At 67.1% G+C, this 17,734-nt stretch carries 1 protein-coding gene (cut by a window edge); it reads right to left on the bottom strand.

The genetic code is table 11. From position 1 onward, the window contains the following. A protein-coding gene (locus tag HAP54_RS51135; RefSeq protein ID WP_414646243.1) for a non-ribosomal peptide synthase/polyketide synthase crosses the window boundary here: on the bottom strand, nucleotides 1–17,734 show its 5' portion. Its footprint begins 14,360 nt before the window's first position; 17,734 of the gene's 32,094 nt are visible here — the first part of the coding sequence; it begins with the start codon at nucleotides 17,732–17,734; its stop codon lies beyond the left edge, outside the window.

Raw genomic sequence — 17,734 nt, 5'->3', positions numbered from 1 at the left:
CCGCCCCGCCAATGTAAAGCTCCCCGACCGCGCCAAACGGAACCGGCGCACCATGACCGTCCAGCAGGTACACCCGCGTGTTCGCAATCGGACGGCCAATCGTCTCGACGACAGTCTCTCCCCGTCGCATGCAAATCCAGGTCGAGTACGTCGTGGTTTCCGAAGGCGCGTACAGATTGCAGATCTTCTCGACCCGACTGCTCTCGAAAGCCTTCTCTATGAGGCCTGCCTGCAGCCGCTCGCCCGCCAAATTGATGACCCTTGTCGAGGGCGGCACGGCTTTGTTATCGACCAGAGCGGCGATCGCCGAGGGGACTGTGTTGATCAAGGAGACATCCAAGGACGTCTGCCCCAGCGTCAACGCACTTTCGACAAGATAAAGCGTGCTTCCTTGTGACAGCGGAACGAAGCACTCATAGATCGACAGATCAAAACTGATCGAGGTGGAGAACAGCATGCGGCTGGTCTCCTCCGCAAACACGCCGCTGCTCCAATGCAGCAGGTTCACGGTGCTCGCATGCTCAATCATGACGCCCTTGGGCGTTCCGGTGGATCCGGAGGTGTAGATCACATAGGCCAGATGGCGCGAGGTCAGGCCGAGCGCGCACGGGTCGGGATCGGTGGCCGGCAGCGCCGCCCAGGCCGGGCTCGCCGCCGCCAGATCCACTACCGTCAGATCGCGTAGCGCATCGGCGCCCAGCGCCGATCGTCCCGCCGCATCGGCCAGCAGCAGCGACGGCGCCGCATCCGCAAGCACCTGGCGCAGCCGCGCGCTCGGATAGGCCGGGTCCAGCGGCAGATAGGCCCCACCCGCCTTCAGGATCGCCAACAGCCCCACCACCATCATCGGACTGCGCTGCAGGCAGATCGCCACCGGCTGGTCCGGCGTCACCCCAATTGCGATCAGATGATGCGCCAGCTGGTTGGCCCGCGCATTGAGCTCGCCATAGCTGACGCGCTCCTCCGCGCACACCACCGCCACCGCATCCGGCGCACGGCGCACCTGGGCCTCGAACAGCTCATGGATGCACTGCTGCTCAGGATACGTCACCGCCGTCCGGTTCAGCGCCTCCAACAGGTACGCCCGCTCGTCAGGGGGCAGGATGTCCAGCTCCCGCACCGGCGTGGTCGGCGCCCGCTCCAGCGCCTCCGCCAGTTGCGCGAGCGTGTGCTGCATGTAGCCGCAGACCCGATCCGCTGAGACGCCCTCCGCCACCTGCGCCGTCAGCCCGAGTGCCTCGCCAAAATCCTCCACCGACAAGATCAGCGGATAGTTGGTGCGCTCCTCCCCGCCCAGCCATTCCACGCCGGACAGCGCATCATCGGCTGCGGAGGCGGAGATCGCCGCCGGCGTGTTGTGGCGGTAGTTCAACAGCGCGCTGAACAGCGGCGCCGGCGCCGCAACGCCGCTGCAGCGTTGCGCCAGCGCCAGCGAGGCATGCTCATGTGCGAGCAGCTCGGCCAGCCGCGCGTGGGTGGTCCGCACGCTCGCCTCGACCCCGGTCCCGTCCAGGTCAAGCCGCAGCGGCAGCGTGTTGATGAACAGACCCATCGCGCGGTCGCCACCCGCCCCGCCATGCATGCGGCCGAACAGCACCGTGCCGAACACCACCTGCTCGCGGTCGCTGCTGCGCGCCACCACCTGCCCCCAGGCCAGATGGCACAGGCTCGCCAGGCTCACCCCCAGCCGCCGCGCCTGGCTGCGCAATCGCGCGTTGAGCGCCTGCGGCAGCATGCGCCGCGCCTCATGAGCCCCGCGGCCCTCGCCGTGGACCTCGCTCAGCCCAAACGGCGTGGTCGGCTCAGCGATGTCCCCCAGCATCGTCCGGAAGAACTCTTCATGCGCCTCTGCACCCACGCCAAGCCGTGCCGCCGCCACCAGGTTGCGGAACGGCTGCGGGGCTGCCAGCTCATGCTCGCGTCCCTCCAGCACGGCCCGGACCTCGGCGTGCATCACCTCCAGCGTGGTGTGATCCCCGATCAGATGATGCTGCAGCTCCAGCAGCAGCCAGCGCGCACTGCCGGGCTCGCGCGCAATCACAAACCGCAACAAGGGCGCCCGGCCAAGCTCGATGCGCTGCCGGCGCGGATCAAACCGATCCTTAAGCTGCGCGGCGCCAGGACCACCAGACCCGTCCAGCTCGACCTCGCTCACCTCCAGCGGCGCGTTCCGCCACACCACCTGGGCCGGGCGCGACAGCCCTTCCCAGACAAACGACGTCCTCAGGATATCGTGCCGACCCACCACCCGCTGAACCGCGGCAAGATAGCGCTCGAGCAGGTCACGATCGGCAAACGCCATCTGCGAGACCAGCAGGTACGGATCGCCCTTTGTCGCCAACAGATGATGGAACAGGATGCCGTCCTGCAGCGGCGACAAGCCATAAATGTCCTGGATGTTGCCGACGCCGCCCGGCACCGTGACGACGATCCGCGCGATCTCGTCCTGCGTCAGCTCGATCAGCGGCAGCATCTCTGGCCTGATCGCCGCACTCTGTTCGCTGATCAGGTTGGCCGGGACCGCCACCTCGTGATGACTGCCGAGGCTCGCGGCCAGATCCGCCAGCACGGGCTTTGCAAACAAGGTCCGCACCTCGACCCCCAGCGACCGCCGCCGCAGCCGCTCCATCAGCTGCACCGCCAAGAGCGAGTGGCCGCCCAGTTCGAAGAAGTGGTCGTGGCGTCCGACCCGCTCCACACCGAGAAGCTCGGCCCAGATCTGCGCCAGCGCCGTCTCGATCTCGCCCTGCGGCGGCGCGTAAGCGCGATGCGCATACGCCTCATCCGCAGGTGCCGGCAGCGCCTGGCGGTCGAGCTTGCCGTTCACCGTCAGCGGCAGCGCCGCCAGCCGCACGAACGCCGCCGGCACCATGTAGTCCGGCAGGTGCGCGCCCACATGCGCCCGCAACGTCGCGGCCAGCTCAGCGCCAGCGCCATCCGGCTCATCCGATCGAGCTTCAGGCGCGCACACCACATAGGCCACCAGCCGCTTCTCGCCGGCGCCATCCTGCTGCGCCACCACCACCGCATCGCGCACCCAGGCATGCTCGATGAGCCGCGCCGCAATCTCCCCCGGCTCGATCCGGAAGCCGCGGATCTTCACCTGGTCGTCGTTGCGGCCCAAAAACTCAAGATTGCCGTCCGGCAGGTAGCGCGCCAGATCGCCAGTGCGGTACAGCCGGTCGCCGTCCACAAACGGGCTGGCGATGAACCGCTCCGCCGTCAGCTCCGGCCGGTTCAGATAGCCGCGCGCCACCCCCGCCCCGCCAATGTAAAGCTCCCCGACCGCGCCAAACGGAACCGGCGCACCATGACCGTCCAGCAGGTACACCCGCGTGTTCGCGATCGGACGGCCGATATGCGGCACAGCGTTGTCGCTGAAGAGCCGTCCTGAGGTCGCCACGACCGTAGCTTCAGTAGGCCCATAGTTGTTGATTAGCTTCAGAGGCGACAGAGGCCCAGGCACACGCTGGAGACGTTCCCCGCCAACAAGCAAGTACTCCAATCTGGAGTTGATGAGCTTATCTTCCAGCGCGAGTGTAGCCAGTGGCGTGATCAAAAAGGCAACGTCCAGCGATTGATCTCGCCACCATTGCAGCAGACGCAAGGAATCTGCAGCTGTCGCTTTGGGCGGCAGCTGCAATGTGCTGCGGTTGCATAACGCAGACCATAGCTCCCAGGTGCTGGCATCGAATGCCACTCCAGCCACGAGTGCGCAGCAGGCTTCTGGTTGCGGACAAAACGTTTGCACATGCCATGCGACAAGATTGACCAGGCTCCGATGCTCGACCATGACGCCCTTGGGGGTGCCTGACGAGCCCGAGGTGTAGATCACATAGGCCAGATGGCGCGAGGTCAGGCCGAGCGCGCACGGGTCGGGATCGGTGGCCGGCAGCGCCGCCCAGGCCGGGCTCGCCGCCGCCAGATCCACTACCGTCAGATCGCGTAGCGCATCGGCGCCCAGCGCCGATCGTCCCGCCGCATCGGCCAGCAGCAGCGACGGCGCCGCATCCGCAAGCACCTGGCGCAGCCGCGCGCTCGGATAGGCCGGGTCCAGCGGCAGATAGGCCCCACCCGCCTTCAGGATCGCCAACAGCCCCACCACCATCATCGGACTGCGCTGTAGGCAGATCGCCACCGGCTGGTCCGGCGTCACCCCAATTGCGATCAGATGATGCGCCAGCTGGTTGGCCCGCGCATTGAGCTCGCCATAGCTGACGCGCTCCTCCGCGCACACCACCGCCACCGCATCCGGCGCACGGCGCACCTGGGCCTCGAACAGCTCATGGATGCACTGCTGCTCAGGATACGTCACCGCCGTCCGGTTCAGCGCCTCCAACAGGTACGCCCGCTCGTCAGGGGGCAGCAGCTCAATCCGCCCGACCTCTTGCTGCGCATCGGCAACCATCGCCCGCAGCAGCGCCAGCAGATACCCCCGCTGTCGCTCGATCGTCGCCTGATCAAACAGCGCCGTGGCATAACCCAGCGTCCCGGCGATCACCTCGCCATGTTCGCAAAGGTTCAGCTCCAGATCGAACTTGACCTGATCGAACCCCTGCCCCGCAGCCTCCACCAGCAGCCCGGGAAGGTCGAAGGACGGGATGGCGTTGTTCTGCCAGGCCAGCATCACCTGGAACAGCGGGGTGTGATCAAGATGCCGTGGCGGCTGCACGATCTCCACCACCTGCTCAAACGGCAGGTCCTGATGCTCCTGTGCTCCCAAGGCCGTGCGCCGCGTCCGCTCCAACAGCTCCGCCACGCTCGGCGCGCCCGACAGGTCGAGGCGAAGCGCCAGGGCGTTGACGAAGAACCCGATCAACCCTTCGAGCTCGCACCGACCTCGATTGGCGCTCGGCACCCCGATCACAATGTCGTCCTGCCCCGACAGACGCAACAGCACCGCCGCCCACGCCGCCAACACCGTCATGAACAAGGTCGTGCCATGCTGCCGGCTCAGCCGCTTCAGATCCCGCGTCAGATCCGCATCGATCACGACAGGCAGGTTGGCCCCGGCAAACGACTGCTCTGCCGGCCGAGGCCGATCTGTCGGCAGCGCCAGACGGGCCGGCGCGCCAGATAGATTGTTGCGCCAATACTGCGCCTGGCGCTGCAGCCGTTCCCCCGACAGCCACTGCCGCTGCCAGGCGGCATAGTCCGGATACTGGATCGCAAGCGGCGGCAGCGGATCGTCCTGCCCAGCTACGAACGCCCGGTACAGCTGACTGAGTTCGCGCACCAAGACGCCCAGCGACCAGCCATCGGAGACAATGTGATGCTGGGTCAGCAGGAACACGTGCTCCCCATCCGAGGTGCGGATCAGGCGGCCCCGGATCAGCGGCCCGCGCGCCAGATCAAACGGCGTGCGCGCCTCTTCCCGGCACAGATCCAAAAGCGCCGCGTCCGCATCCGGCCTGTCCCGCAGATCGTGCTCGAGCACCGGCAGCCCCGCATCCGGCGGCAGCACCTCAACCCAGGGCTTGCCCTCCGGCGCGACAAAGACGCTACGCAGCGCCTCATGACGCGCCAACACACGGTCAAGGCTGCGCCGCCAGGCGCGGCGGTCGAGCACGCCGCGCAGCCGCAAGGCCAGCGGCACGTGATAGCTCGTGCTATCCTGATCCAGCTGCGCCAAAAACCACAGCCGCTGCTGCGCAAACGACAGCACAAGCGGTTCATCACGCGACACGCCGACAATCGCCGGCAGGTCTTGCGGACCGCAGCGGCTCAACATCTCGACAATGTTCGTCGCCAGATCGGCCAGCACCGGTTTGGCAAACAGCGCCGCCAGCGGCAGCGCTACACCCAGCGCCTGCGACAGCCGGCTCAAGAACTGCACCGCCAAGAGCGAGTGGCCGCCCAGTTCGAAGAAGTGGTCGTGGCGTCCGACCCGCTCCACACCGAGAAGCTCGGCCCAGATCTGCGCCAGCGCCGTCTCGATCTCGCCCTGCGGCGGCGCGTAAGCGCGATGCGCATACGCCTCATCCGCAGGTGCCGGCAGCGCCTGGCGGTCGAGCTTGCCGTTCACCGTCAGCGGCAGCGCCGCCAGCCGCACGAACGCCGCCGGCACCATGTAGTCCGGCAGGTGCGCGCCCACATGCGCCCGCAACGTCGCGGCCAGCTCAGCGCCAGCGCCATCCGGCTCATCCGATCGAGCTTCAGGCGCGCACACCACATAGGCCACCAGCCGCTTCTCGCCGGCGCCATCCTGCTGCGCCACCACCACCGCATCGCGCACCCAGGCATGCTCGATGAGCCGCGCCGCAATCTCCCCCGGCTCGATCCGGAAGCCGCGGATCTTCACCTGGTCGTCGTTGCGGCCCAAAAACTCAAGATTGCCGTCCGGCAGGTAGCGCGCCAGATCGCCAGTGCGGTACAGCCGGTCGCCGTCCACAAACGGGCTGGCGATGAACCGCTCCGCCGTCAGCTCCGGCCGGTTCAGATAGCCGCGCGCCACCCCCGCCCCGCCAATGTAAAGCTCCCCGACCGCGCCAAACGGAACCGGCGCACCATGACCGTCCAGCAGGTACACCCGCGTGTTCGCAATCGGACGGCCAATCGGGACAATGGCTCCATCAAAGCCAGCAGGCACCGGATAGCAGAGACTGAAGGTGGTGTTCTCTGTCGGGCCGTAGGCATTTGAGATCCGCAGCGTCGGATGTCGCTTCTGGCATGCTCTAACGGAAGTGACGGAGACCTCTTCGCCTCCGACCAGCAGTTGCTGCAGCCGATCAGTGCCGCGCCCCTCTGCGGTATAGGTATCGAACAACCGGGCAGTCATCCAGGCGATGGTGATGCCTTGATCTTGGATGATCTGGGCCAGCGTTGCTGTCGAGAGGTAGCGTTCAGGATAGAGCACAACACTCGCACCGTTTGCTAAGGCTCCCCAGAGCTCGAACGTGGTCGCGTCGAATGTCGGCGAGGATGCGTTGAGAAAGACGTCCTGCGGCGAGATCTCGACGAAGTCGTTCCCCGCCACTAGACGCACCAGGCTCCGATGCTCGGCCATGACGCCCTTGGGGGTGCCTGACGAGCCCGAGGTGTAGATCACATAGGCCAGATGGCGCGAGGTCAGGCCGAGCGCGCACGGGTCGGGATCGGTGGCCGGCAGCGCCGCCCAGGCCGGGCTCGCCGCCGCCAGATCCACTACCGTCAGATCGCGTAGCGCATCGGCGCCCAGCGCCGATCGTCCCGCCGCATCGGCCAGCAGCAGCGACGGCGCCGCATCCGCAAGCACCTGGCGCAGCCGCGCGCTCGGATAGGCCGGGTCCAGCGGCAGATAGGCCCCACCCGCCTTCAGGATCGCCAACAGCCCCACCACCATCATCGGACTGCGCTGTAGGCAGATCGCCACCGGCTGGTCCGGCGTCACCCCAATTGCGATCAGATGATGCGCCAGCTGGTTGGCCCGCGCATTGAGCTCGCCATAGCTGACGCGCTCCTCCGCGCACACCACCGCCACCGCATCCGGCGCACGGCGCACCTGGGCCTCGAACAGCTCATGGATGCACTGCTGCTCAGGATACGTCACCGCCGTCCGGTTCAGCGCCTCCAACAGGTACGCCCGCTCGTCAGGGGGCAGGATGTCCAGCTCCCGCACCGGCGTGGTCGGCGCCCGCTCCAGCGCCTCCGCCAGTTGCGCGAGCGTGTGCTGCATGTAGCCGCAGACCCGATCCGCTGAGACGCCCTCCGCCACCTGCGCCGTCAGCCCGAGTGCCTCGCCAAAATCCTCCACCGACAAGATCAGCGGATAGTTGGTGCGCTCCTCCCCGCCCAGCCATTCCACGCCGGACAGCGCATCATCGGCTGCGGAGGCGGAGATCGCCGCCGGCGTGTTGTGGCGGTAGTTCAACAGCGCGCTGAACAGCGGCGCCGGCGCCGCAACGCCGCTGCAGCGTTGCGCCAGCGCCAGCGAGGCATGCTCATGTGCGAGCAGCTCGGCCAGCCGCGCGTGGGTGGTCCGCACGCTCGCCTCGACCCCGGTCCCGTCCAGGTCAAGCCGCAGCGGCAGCGTGTTGATGAACAGACCCATCGCGCGGTCGCCACCCGCCCCGCCATGCATGCGGCCGAACAGCACCGTGCCGAACACCACCTGCTCGCGGTCGCTGCTGCGCGCCACCACCTGCCCCCAGGCCAGATGGCACAGGCTCGCCAGGCTCACCCCCAGCCGCCGCGCCTGGCTGCGCAATCGCGCGTTGAGCGCCTGCGGCAGCATGCGCCGCGCCTCATGAGCCCCGCGGCCCTCGCCGTGGACCTCGCTCAGCCCAAACGGCGTGGTCGGCTCAGCGATGTCCCCCAGCATCGTCCGGAAGAACTCTTCATGCGCCTCTGCACCCACGCCAAGCCGTGCCGCCGCCACCAGGTTGCGGAACGGCTGCGGGGCTGCCAGCTCATGCTCGCGTCCCTCCAGCACGGCCCGGACCTCGGCATGCATCACCTCCAGCGTGGTGTGATCCCCGATCAGATGATGCTGCAGCTCCAGCAGCAGCCAGCGCGCACTGCCGGGCTCGCGCGCAATCACAAACCGCAACAAGGGCGCCCGGCCAAGCTCGATGCGCTGCCGGCGCGGATCAAACCGATCCTTAAGCTGCGCGGCGCCAGGACCACCAGACCCGTCCAGCTCGACCTCGCTCACCTCCAGCGGCGCGTTCCGCCACACCACCTGGGCCGGGCGCGACAGCCCTTCCCAGACAAACGACGTCCTCAGGATATCGTGCCGACCCACCACCCGCTGAACCGCGGCAAGATAGCGCTCGAGCAGGTCACGATCGGCAAACGCCATCTGCGAGACCAGCAGGTACGGATCGCCCTTTGTCGCCAACAGATGATGGAACAGGATGCCGTCCTGCAGCGGCGACAAGCCATAAATGTCCTGGATGTTGCCGACGCCGCCCGGCACCGTGACGACGATCCGCGCGATCTCGTCCTGCGTCAGCTCGATCAGCGGCAGCATCTCTGGCCTGATCGCCGCACTCTGTTCGCTGATCAGGTTGGCCGGGACCGCCACCTCGTGATGACTGCCGAGGCTCGCGGCCAAATCCGCCAGCACGGGCTTTGCAAACAAGGTCCGCACCTCGACCCCCAGCGACCGCCGCCGCAGCCGCTCCATCAGCTGCACCGCCAAGAGCGAGTGGCCGCCCAGTTCGAAGAAGTGGTCGTGGCGTCCGACCCGCTCCACACCGAGAAGCTCGGCCCAGATCTGCGCCAGCGCCGTCTCGATCTCGCCCTGCGGCGGCGCGTAAGCGCGATGCGCATACGCCTCATCCGCAGGTGCCGGCAGCGCCTGGCGGTCGAGCTTGCCGTTCACCGTCAGCGGCAGCGCCGCCAGCCGCACGAACGCCGCCGGCACCATGTAGTCCGGCAGGTGCGCGCCCACATGCGCCCGCAACGTCGCGGCCAGCTCAGCGCCAGCGCCATCCGGCTCATCCGATCGAGCTTCAGGCGCGCACACCACATAGGCCACCAGCCGCTTCTCGCCGGCGCCATCCTGCTGCGCCACCACCACCGCATCGCGCACCCAGGCATGCTCGATGAGCCGCGCCGCAATCTCCCCCGGCTCGATCCGGAAGCCGCGGATCTTCACCTGGTCGTCGTTGCGGCCCAAAAACTCAAGATTGCCGTCCGGCAGGTAGCGCGCCAGATCGCCAGTGCGGTACAGCCGGTCGCCGTCCACAAACGGGCTGGCGATGAACCGCTCCGCCGTCAGCTCCGGCCGGTTCAGATAGCCGCGCGCCACCCCCGCCCCGCCAATGTAAAGCTCCCCGACCGCGCCAAACGGAACCGGCGCACCATGACCGTCCAGCAGGTACACCCGCGTGTTCGCGATCGGACGGCCGATATGCGGCACAGCGTTGTCGCTGAAGAGCCGTCCTGAGGTCGCCACGACCGTAGCTTCAGTAGGCCCATAGTTGTTGATTAGCTTCAGAGGCGACAGAGGCCCAGGCACACGCTGGAGACGTTCCCCGCCAACAAGCAAGTACTCCAATCTGGAGTTGATGAGCTTATCTTCCAGCGCGAGTGTAGCCAGTGGCGTGATCAAAAAGGCAACGTCCAGCGATTGATCTCGCCACCATTGCAGCAGACGCAAGGAATCTGCAGCTGTCGCTTTGGGCGGCAGCTGCAATGTGCTGCGGTTGCATAACGCAGACCATAGCTCCCAGGTGCTGGCATCGAATGCCACTCCAGCCACGAGTGCGCAGCAGGCTTCTGGTTGCGGACAAAACGTTTGCACATGCCATGCGACAAGATTGACCAGGCTCCGATGCTCGACCATGACGCCCTTGGGGGTGCCTGACGAGCCCGAGGTGTAGATCACATAGGCCAGATGGCGCGAGGTCAGGCCGAGCGCGCACGGGTCGGGATCGGTGGCCGGCAGCGCCGCCCAGGCCGGGCTCGCCGCCGCCAGATCCACTACCGTCAGATCGCGTAGCGCATCGGCGCCCAGCGCCGATCGTCCCGCCGCATCGGCCAGCAGCAGCGACGGCGCCGCATCCGCAAGCACCTGGCGCAGCCGCGCGCTCGGATAGGCCGGGTCCAGCGGCAGATAGGCCCCACCCGCCTTCAGGATCGCCAACAGCCCCACCACCATCATCGGACTGCGCTGTAGGCAGATCGCCACCGGCTGGTCCGGCGTCACCCCAATTGCGATCAGATGATGCGCCAGCTGGTTGGCCCGCGCATTGAGCTCGCCATAGCTGACGCGCTCCTCCGCGCACACCACCGCCACCGCATCCGGCGCACGGCGCACCTGGGCCTCGAACAGCTCATGGATGCACTGCTGCTCAGGATACGTCACCGCCGTCCGGTTCAGCGCCTCCAACAGGTACGCCCGCTCGTCAGGGGGCAGCAGCTCAATCCGCCCGACCTCTTGCTGCGCATCGGCAACCATCGCCCGCAGCAGCGCCAGCAGATACCCCCGCTGTCGCTCGATCGTCGCCTGATCAAACAGCGCCGTGGCATAACCCAGCGTCCCGGCGATCACCTCGCCATGTTCGCAAAGGTTCAGCTCCAGATCGAACTTGACCTGATCGAACCCCTGCCCCGCAGCCTCCACCAGCAGCCCGGGAAGGTCGAAGGACGGGATGGCGTTGTTCTGCCAGGCCAGCATCACCTGGAACAGCGGGGTGTGATCAAGATGCCGTGGCGGCTGCACGATCTCCACCACCTGCTCAAACGGCAGGTCCTGATGCTCCTGTGCTCCCAAGGCCGTGCGCCGCGTCCGCTCCAACAGCTCCGCCACGCTCGGCGCGCCCGACAGGTCGAGGCGAAGCGCCAGGGCGTTGACGAAGAACCCGATCAACCCTTCGAGCTCGCACCGACCTCGATTGGCGCTCGGCACCCCGATCACAATGTCGTCCTGCCCCGACAGACGCAACAGCACCGCCGCCCACGCCGCCAACACCGTCATGAACAAGGTCGTGCCATGCTGCCGGCTCAGCCGCTTCAGATCCCGCGTCAGATCCGCATCGATCACGACAGGCAGGTTGGCCCCGGCAAACGACTGCTCTGCCGGCCGAGGCCGATCTGTCGGCAGCGCCAGACGGGCCGGCGCGCCAGATAGATTGTTGCGCCAATACTGCGCCTGGCGCTGCAGCCGTTCCCCCGACAGCCACTGCCGCTGCCAGGCGGCATAGTCCGGATACTGGATCGCAAGCGGCGGCAGCGGATCGTCCTGCCCAGCTACGAACGCCCGGTACAGCTGACTGAGTTCGCGCACCAAGACGCCCAGCGACCAGCCATCGGAGACAATGTGATGCTGGGTCAGCAGGAACACGTGCTCCCCATCCGAGGTGCGGATCAGGCGGCCCCGGATCAGCGGCCCGCGCGCCAGATCAAACGGCGTGCGCGCCTCTTCCCGGCACAGATCCAAAAGCGCCGCGTCCGCATCCGGCCTGTCCCGCAGATCGTGCTCGAGCACCGGCAGCCCCGCATCCGGCGGCAGCACCTCAACCCAGGGCTTGCCCTCCGGCGCGACAAAGACGCTACGCAGCGCCTCATGACGCGCCAACACACGGTCAAGGCTGCGCCGCCAGGCGCGGCGGTCGAGCACGCCGCGCAGCCGCAAGGCCAGCGGCACGTGATAGCTCGTGCTATCCTGATCCAGCTGCGCCAAAAACCACAGCCGCTGCTGCGCAAACGACAGCACAAGCGGTTCATCACGCGACACGCCGACAATCGCCGGCAGGTCTTGCGGACCGCAGCGGCTCAACATCTCGACAATGTTCGTCGCCAGATCGGCCAGCACCGGTTTGGCAAACAGCGCCGCCAGCGGCAGCGCTACACCCAGCGCCTGCGACAGCCGGCTCAAGAACTGCACCGCCAAGAGCGAGTGGCCGCCCAGTTCGAAGAAGTGGTCGTGGCGTCCGACCCGCTCCACACCGAGAAGCTCGGCCCAGATCTGCGCCAGCGCCGTCTCGATCTCGCCCTGCGGCGGCGCGTAAGTGCGATGCGCATACGCCTCATCCGCAGGTGCCGGCAGCGCCTGGCGGTCGAGCTTGCCGTTCACCGTCAGCGGCAGCGCCGCCAGCCGCACGAACGCCGCCGGCACCATGTAGTCCGGCAGGTGCGCGCCCACATGCGCCCGCAACGTCGCGGCCAGCTCAGCGCCAGCGCCATCCGGCTCATCCGATCGAGCTTCAGGCGCGCACACCACATAGGCCACCAGCCGCTTCTCGCCGGCGCCATCCTGCTGCGCCACCACCACCGCATCGCGCACCCAGGCATGCTCGATGAGCCGCGCCGCAATCTCCCCCGGCTCGATCCGGAAGCCGCGGATCTTCACCTGGTCGTCGTTGCGGCCCAAAAACTCAAGATTGCCGTCCGGCAGGTAGCGCGCCAGATCGCCAGTGCGGTACAGCCGGTCGCCGTCCACAAACGGGCTGGCGATGAACCGCTCCGCCGTCAGCTCCGGCCGGTTCAGATAGCCGCGCGCCACCCCCGCCCCGCCAATGTAAAGCTCACCCGCCGCGCCAAACGGAACCGGCGCACCATGACCGTCCAGCAGGTACACCCGCGTGTTCGCAATCGGACGGCCAATCGGGACAATGGCTCCATCAAAGCCAGCAGGCACCGGATAGCAGAGACTGAAGGTGGTGTTCTCTGTCGGGCCGTAGGCATTTGAGATCCGCAGCGTCGGATGTCGCTTCTGGCATGCTCTAACGGAAGTGACGGAGACCTCTTCGCCTCCGACCAGCAGTTGCTGCAGCCGATCAGTGCCGCGCCCCTCTGCGGTATAGGTATCGAACAACCGGGCAGTCATCCAGGCGATGGTGATGCCTTGATCTTGGATGATCTGGGCCAGCGTTGCTGTCGAGAGGTAGCGTTCAGGATAGAGCACAACACTCGCACCGTTTGCTAAGGCTCCCCAGAGCTCGAACGTGGTCGCGTCGAATGTCGGCGAGGATGCGTTGAGAAAGACGTCCTGCGGCGAGATCTCGACGAAGTCGTTCCCCGCCACTAGACGCACCAGGCTCCGATGCTCGGCCATGACGCCCTTGGGGGTGCCTGACGAGCCCGAGGTGTAGATCACATAGGCCAGATGGCGCGAGGTCAGGCCGAGCGCGCACGGGTCGGGATCGGTGGCCGGCAGCGCCGCCCAGGCCGGGCTCGCCGCCGCCAGATCCACTACCGTCAGATCGCGTAGCGCATCGGCGCCCAGCGCCGATCGTCCCGCCGCATCGGCCAGCAGCAGCGACGGCGCCGCATCCGCAAGCACCTGGCGCAGCCGCGCGCTCGGATAGGCCGGGTCCAGCGGCAGATAGGCCCCACCCGCCTTCAGGATCGCCAACAGCCCCACCACCATCATCGGACTGCGCTGTAGGCAGATCGCCACCGGCTGGTCCGGCGTCACCCCAATTGCGATCAGATGATGCGCCAGCTGGTTGGCCCGCGCATTGAGCTCGCCATAGCTGACGCGCTCCTCCGCGCACACCACCGCCACCGCATCCGGCGCACGGCGCACCTGGGCCTCGAACAGCTCATGGATGCACTGCTGCTCAGGATACGTCACCGCCGTCCGGTTCAGCGCCTCCAACAGGTACGCCCGCTCGTCAGGGGGCAGGATGTCCAGCTCCCGCACCGGCGTGGTCGGCGCCCGCTCCAGCGCCTCCGCCAGTTGCGCGAGCGTGTGCTGCATGTAGCCGCAGACCCGATCCGCTGAGACGCCCTCCGCCACCTGCGCCGTCAGCCCGAGTGCCTCGCCAAAATCCTCCACCGACAAGATCAGCGGATAGTTGGTGCGCTCCTCCCCGCCCAGCCATTCCACGCCGGACAGCGCATCATCGGCTGCGGAGGCGGAGATCGCCGCCGGCGTGTTGTGGCGGTAGTTCAACAGCGCGCTGAACAGCGGCGCCGGCGCCGCAACGCCGCTGCAGCGTTGCGCCAGCGCCAGCGAGGCATGCTCATGTGCGAGCAGCTCGGCCAGCCGCGCGTGGGTGGTCCGCACGCTCGCCTCGACCCCGGTCCCGTCCAGGTCAAGCCGCAGCGGCAGCGTGTTGATGAACAGACCCATCGCGCGGTCGCCACCCGCCCCGCCATGCATGCGGCCGAACAGCACCGTGCCGAACACCACCTGCTCGCGGTCGCTGCTGCGCGCCACCACCTGCCCCCAGGCCAGATGGCACAGGCTCGCCAGGCTCACCCCCAGCCGCCGCGCCTGGCTGCGCAATCGCGCGTTGAGCGCCTGCGGCAGCATGCGCCGCGCCTCATGAGCCCCGCGGCCCTCGCCGTGGACCTCGCTCAGCCCAAACGGCGTGGTCGGCTCAGCGATGTCCCCCAGCATCGTCCGGAAGAACTCTTCATGCGCCTCTGCACCCACGCCAAGCCGTGCCGCCGCCACCAGGTTGCGGAACGGCTGCGGGGCTGCCAGCTCATGCTCGCGTCCCTCCAGCACGGCCCGGACCTCGGCATGCATCACCTCCAGCGTGGTGTGATCCCCGATCAGATGATGCTGCAGCTCCAGCAGCAGCCAGCGCGCACTGCCGGGCTCGCGCGCAATCACAAACCGCAACAAGGGCGCCCGGCCAAGCTCGATGCGCTGCCGGCGCGGATCAAACCGATCCTTAAGCTGCGCGGCGCCAGGACCACCAGACCCGTCCAGCTCGACCTCGCTCACCTCCAGCGGCGCGTTCCGCCACACCACCTGGGCCGGGCGCGACAGCCCTTCCCAGACAAACGACGTCCTCAGGATATCGTGCCGACCCACCACCCGCTGAACCGCGGCAAGATAGCGCTCGAGCAGGTCACGATCGGCAAACGCCATCTGCGAGACCAGCAGGTACGGATCGCCCTTTGTCGCCAACAGATGATGGAACAGGATGCCGTCCTGCAGCGGCGACAAGCCATAAATGTCCTGGATGTTGCCGACGCCGCCCGGCACCGTGACGACGATCCGCGCGATCTCGTCCTGCGTCAGCTCGATCAGCGGCAGCATCTCTGGCCTGATCGCCGCACTCTGTTCGCTGATCAGGTTGGCCGGGACCGCCACCTCGTGATGACTGCCGAGGCTCGCGGCCAGATCCGCCAGCACGGGCTTTGCAAACAAGGTCCGCACCTCGACCCCCAGCGACCGCCGCCGCAGCCGCTCCATCAGCTGCACCGCCAAGAGCGAGTGGCCGCCCAGTTCGAAGAAGTGGTCGTGGCGTCCGACCCGCTCCACACCGAGAAGCTCGGCCCAGATCTGCGCCAGCGCCGTCTCGATCTCGCCCTGCGGCGGCGCGTAAGCGCGATGCGCATACGCCTCATCCGCAGGTGCCGGCAGCGCCTGGCGGTCGAGCTTGCCGTTCACCGTCAGCGGCAGCGCCGCCAGCCGCACGAACGCCGCCGGCACCATGTAGTCCGGCAGGTGCGCGCCCACATGCGCCCGCAACGTCGCGGCCAGCTCAGCGCCAGCGCCATCCGGCTCATCCGATCGAGCTTCAGGCGCGCACACCACATAGGCCACCAGCCGCTTCTCGCCGGCGCCATCCTGCTGCGCCACCACCACCGCATCGCGCACCCAGGCATGCTCGATGAGCCGCGCCGCAATCTCCCCCGGCTCGATCCGGAAGCCGCGGATCTTCACCTGGTCGTCGTTGCGGCCCAAAAACTCAAGATTGCCGTCCGGCAGGTAGCGCGCCAGATCGCCAGTGCGGTACAGCCGGTCGCCGTCCACAAACGGGCTGGCGATGAACCGCTCCGCCGTCAGCTCCGGCCGGTTCAGATAGCCGCGCGCCACCCCCGCCCCGCCAATGTAAAGCTCCCCGACCGCGCCAAACGGAACCGGCGCACCATGACCGTCCAGCAGGTACACCCGCGTGTTCGCGATCGGACGGCCGATATGCGGCACAGCGTTGTCGCTGAAGAGCCGTCCTGAGGTCGCCACGACCGTAGCTTCAGTAGGCCCATAGTTGTTGATTAGCTTCAGAGGCGACAGAGGCCCAGGCACACGCTGGAGACGTTCCCCGCCAACAAGCAAGTACTCCAATCTGGAGTTGATGAGCTTATCTTCCAGCGCGAGTGTAGCCAGTGGCGTGATCAAAAAGGCAACGTCCAGCGATTGATCTCGCCACCATTGCAGCAGACGCAAGGAATCTGCAGCTGTCGCTTTGGGCGGCAGCTGCAATGTGCTGCGGTTGCATAACGCAGACCATAGCTCCCAGGTGCTGGCATCGAATGCCACTCCAGCCACGAGTGCGCAGCAGGCTTCTGGTTGCGGACAAAACGTTTGCACATGCCATGCGACAAGATTGACCAGGCTCCGATGCTCGACCATGACGCCCTTGGGGGTGCCTGACGAGCCCGAGGTGTAGATCACATAGGCCAGATGGCGCGAGGTCAGGCCGAGCGCGCACGGGTCGGGATCGGTGGCCGGCAGCGCCGCCCAGGCCGGGCTCGCCGCCGCCAGATCCACTACCGTCAGATCGCGTAGCGCATCGGCGCCCAGCGCCGATCGTCCCGCCGCATCGGCCAGCAGCAGCGACGGCGCCGCATCCGCAAGCACCTGGCGCAGCCGCGCGCTCGGATAGGCCGGGTCCAGCGGCAGATAGGCCCCACCCGCCTTCAGGATCGCCAACAGCCCCACCACCATCATCGGACTGCGCTGCAGGCAGATCGCCACCGGCTGGTCCGGCGTCACCCCAATTGCGATCAGATGATGCGCCAGCTGGTTGGCCCGCGCATTGAGCTCGCCATAGCTGACGCGCTCCTCCGCGCACACCACCGCCACCGCATCCGGCGCACGGCGCACCTGGGCCTCGAACAGCTCATGGATGCACTGCTGCTCAGGATACGTCACCGCCGTCCGGTTCAGCGCCTCCAACACATACGCCCGCTCAGAGGATGACAAGAGTTCAACCCGCCCCACCGGCTGCTGCGCATCAGCCTTCACAGCACACAACAAATTCTGCAAATGCTGTGTCATACGCTCGATCTGATTGGGCTCCAGGCGACTTGCATCAAAGTGCCATCGGAAGCTCCCATCCAGAGCGCAAACCTCAAACGTTAGCGCCTCACCAGCCAGGGCCGCCTCAGAAATCGGGCTCGAAGCTAGATCACCAGTGGCAGATCCGCCATTTACCGTAACCGTAACGCCAACCGGCCAGGGACGGCGCAATCGTAGCGCCTCCACACCGCGCAACGTCGGGCATCGCGCAATAAGATCCCGCGCAAAGGTATCCTGCTCATTCAGCTGAGCGAATTCTGCCGCGACCGCCGTGCGCGCCTCTACGAAATCATTATCAAGGTCGATGGTAATTCCCAT

The organism is Bradyrhizobium sp. 2S1 (genome assembly GCF_011516625.5).
Lineage (GTDB): Bacteria > Pseudomonadota > Alphaproteobacteria > Rhizobiales > Xanthobacteraceae > Bradyrhizobium > Bradyrhizobium septentrionale.
This window is presented reverse-complemented; position numbering and strand designations above follow the sequence as displayed.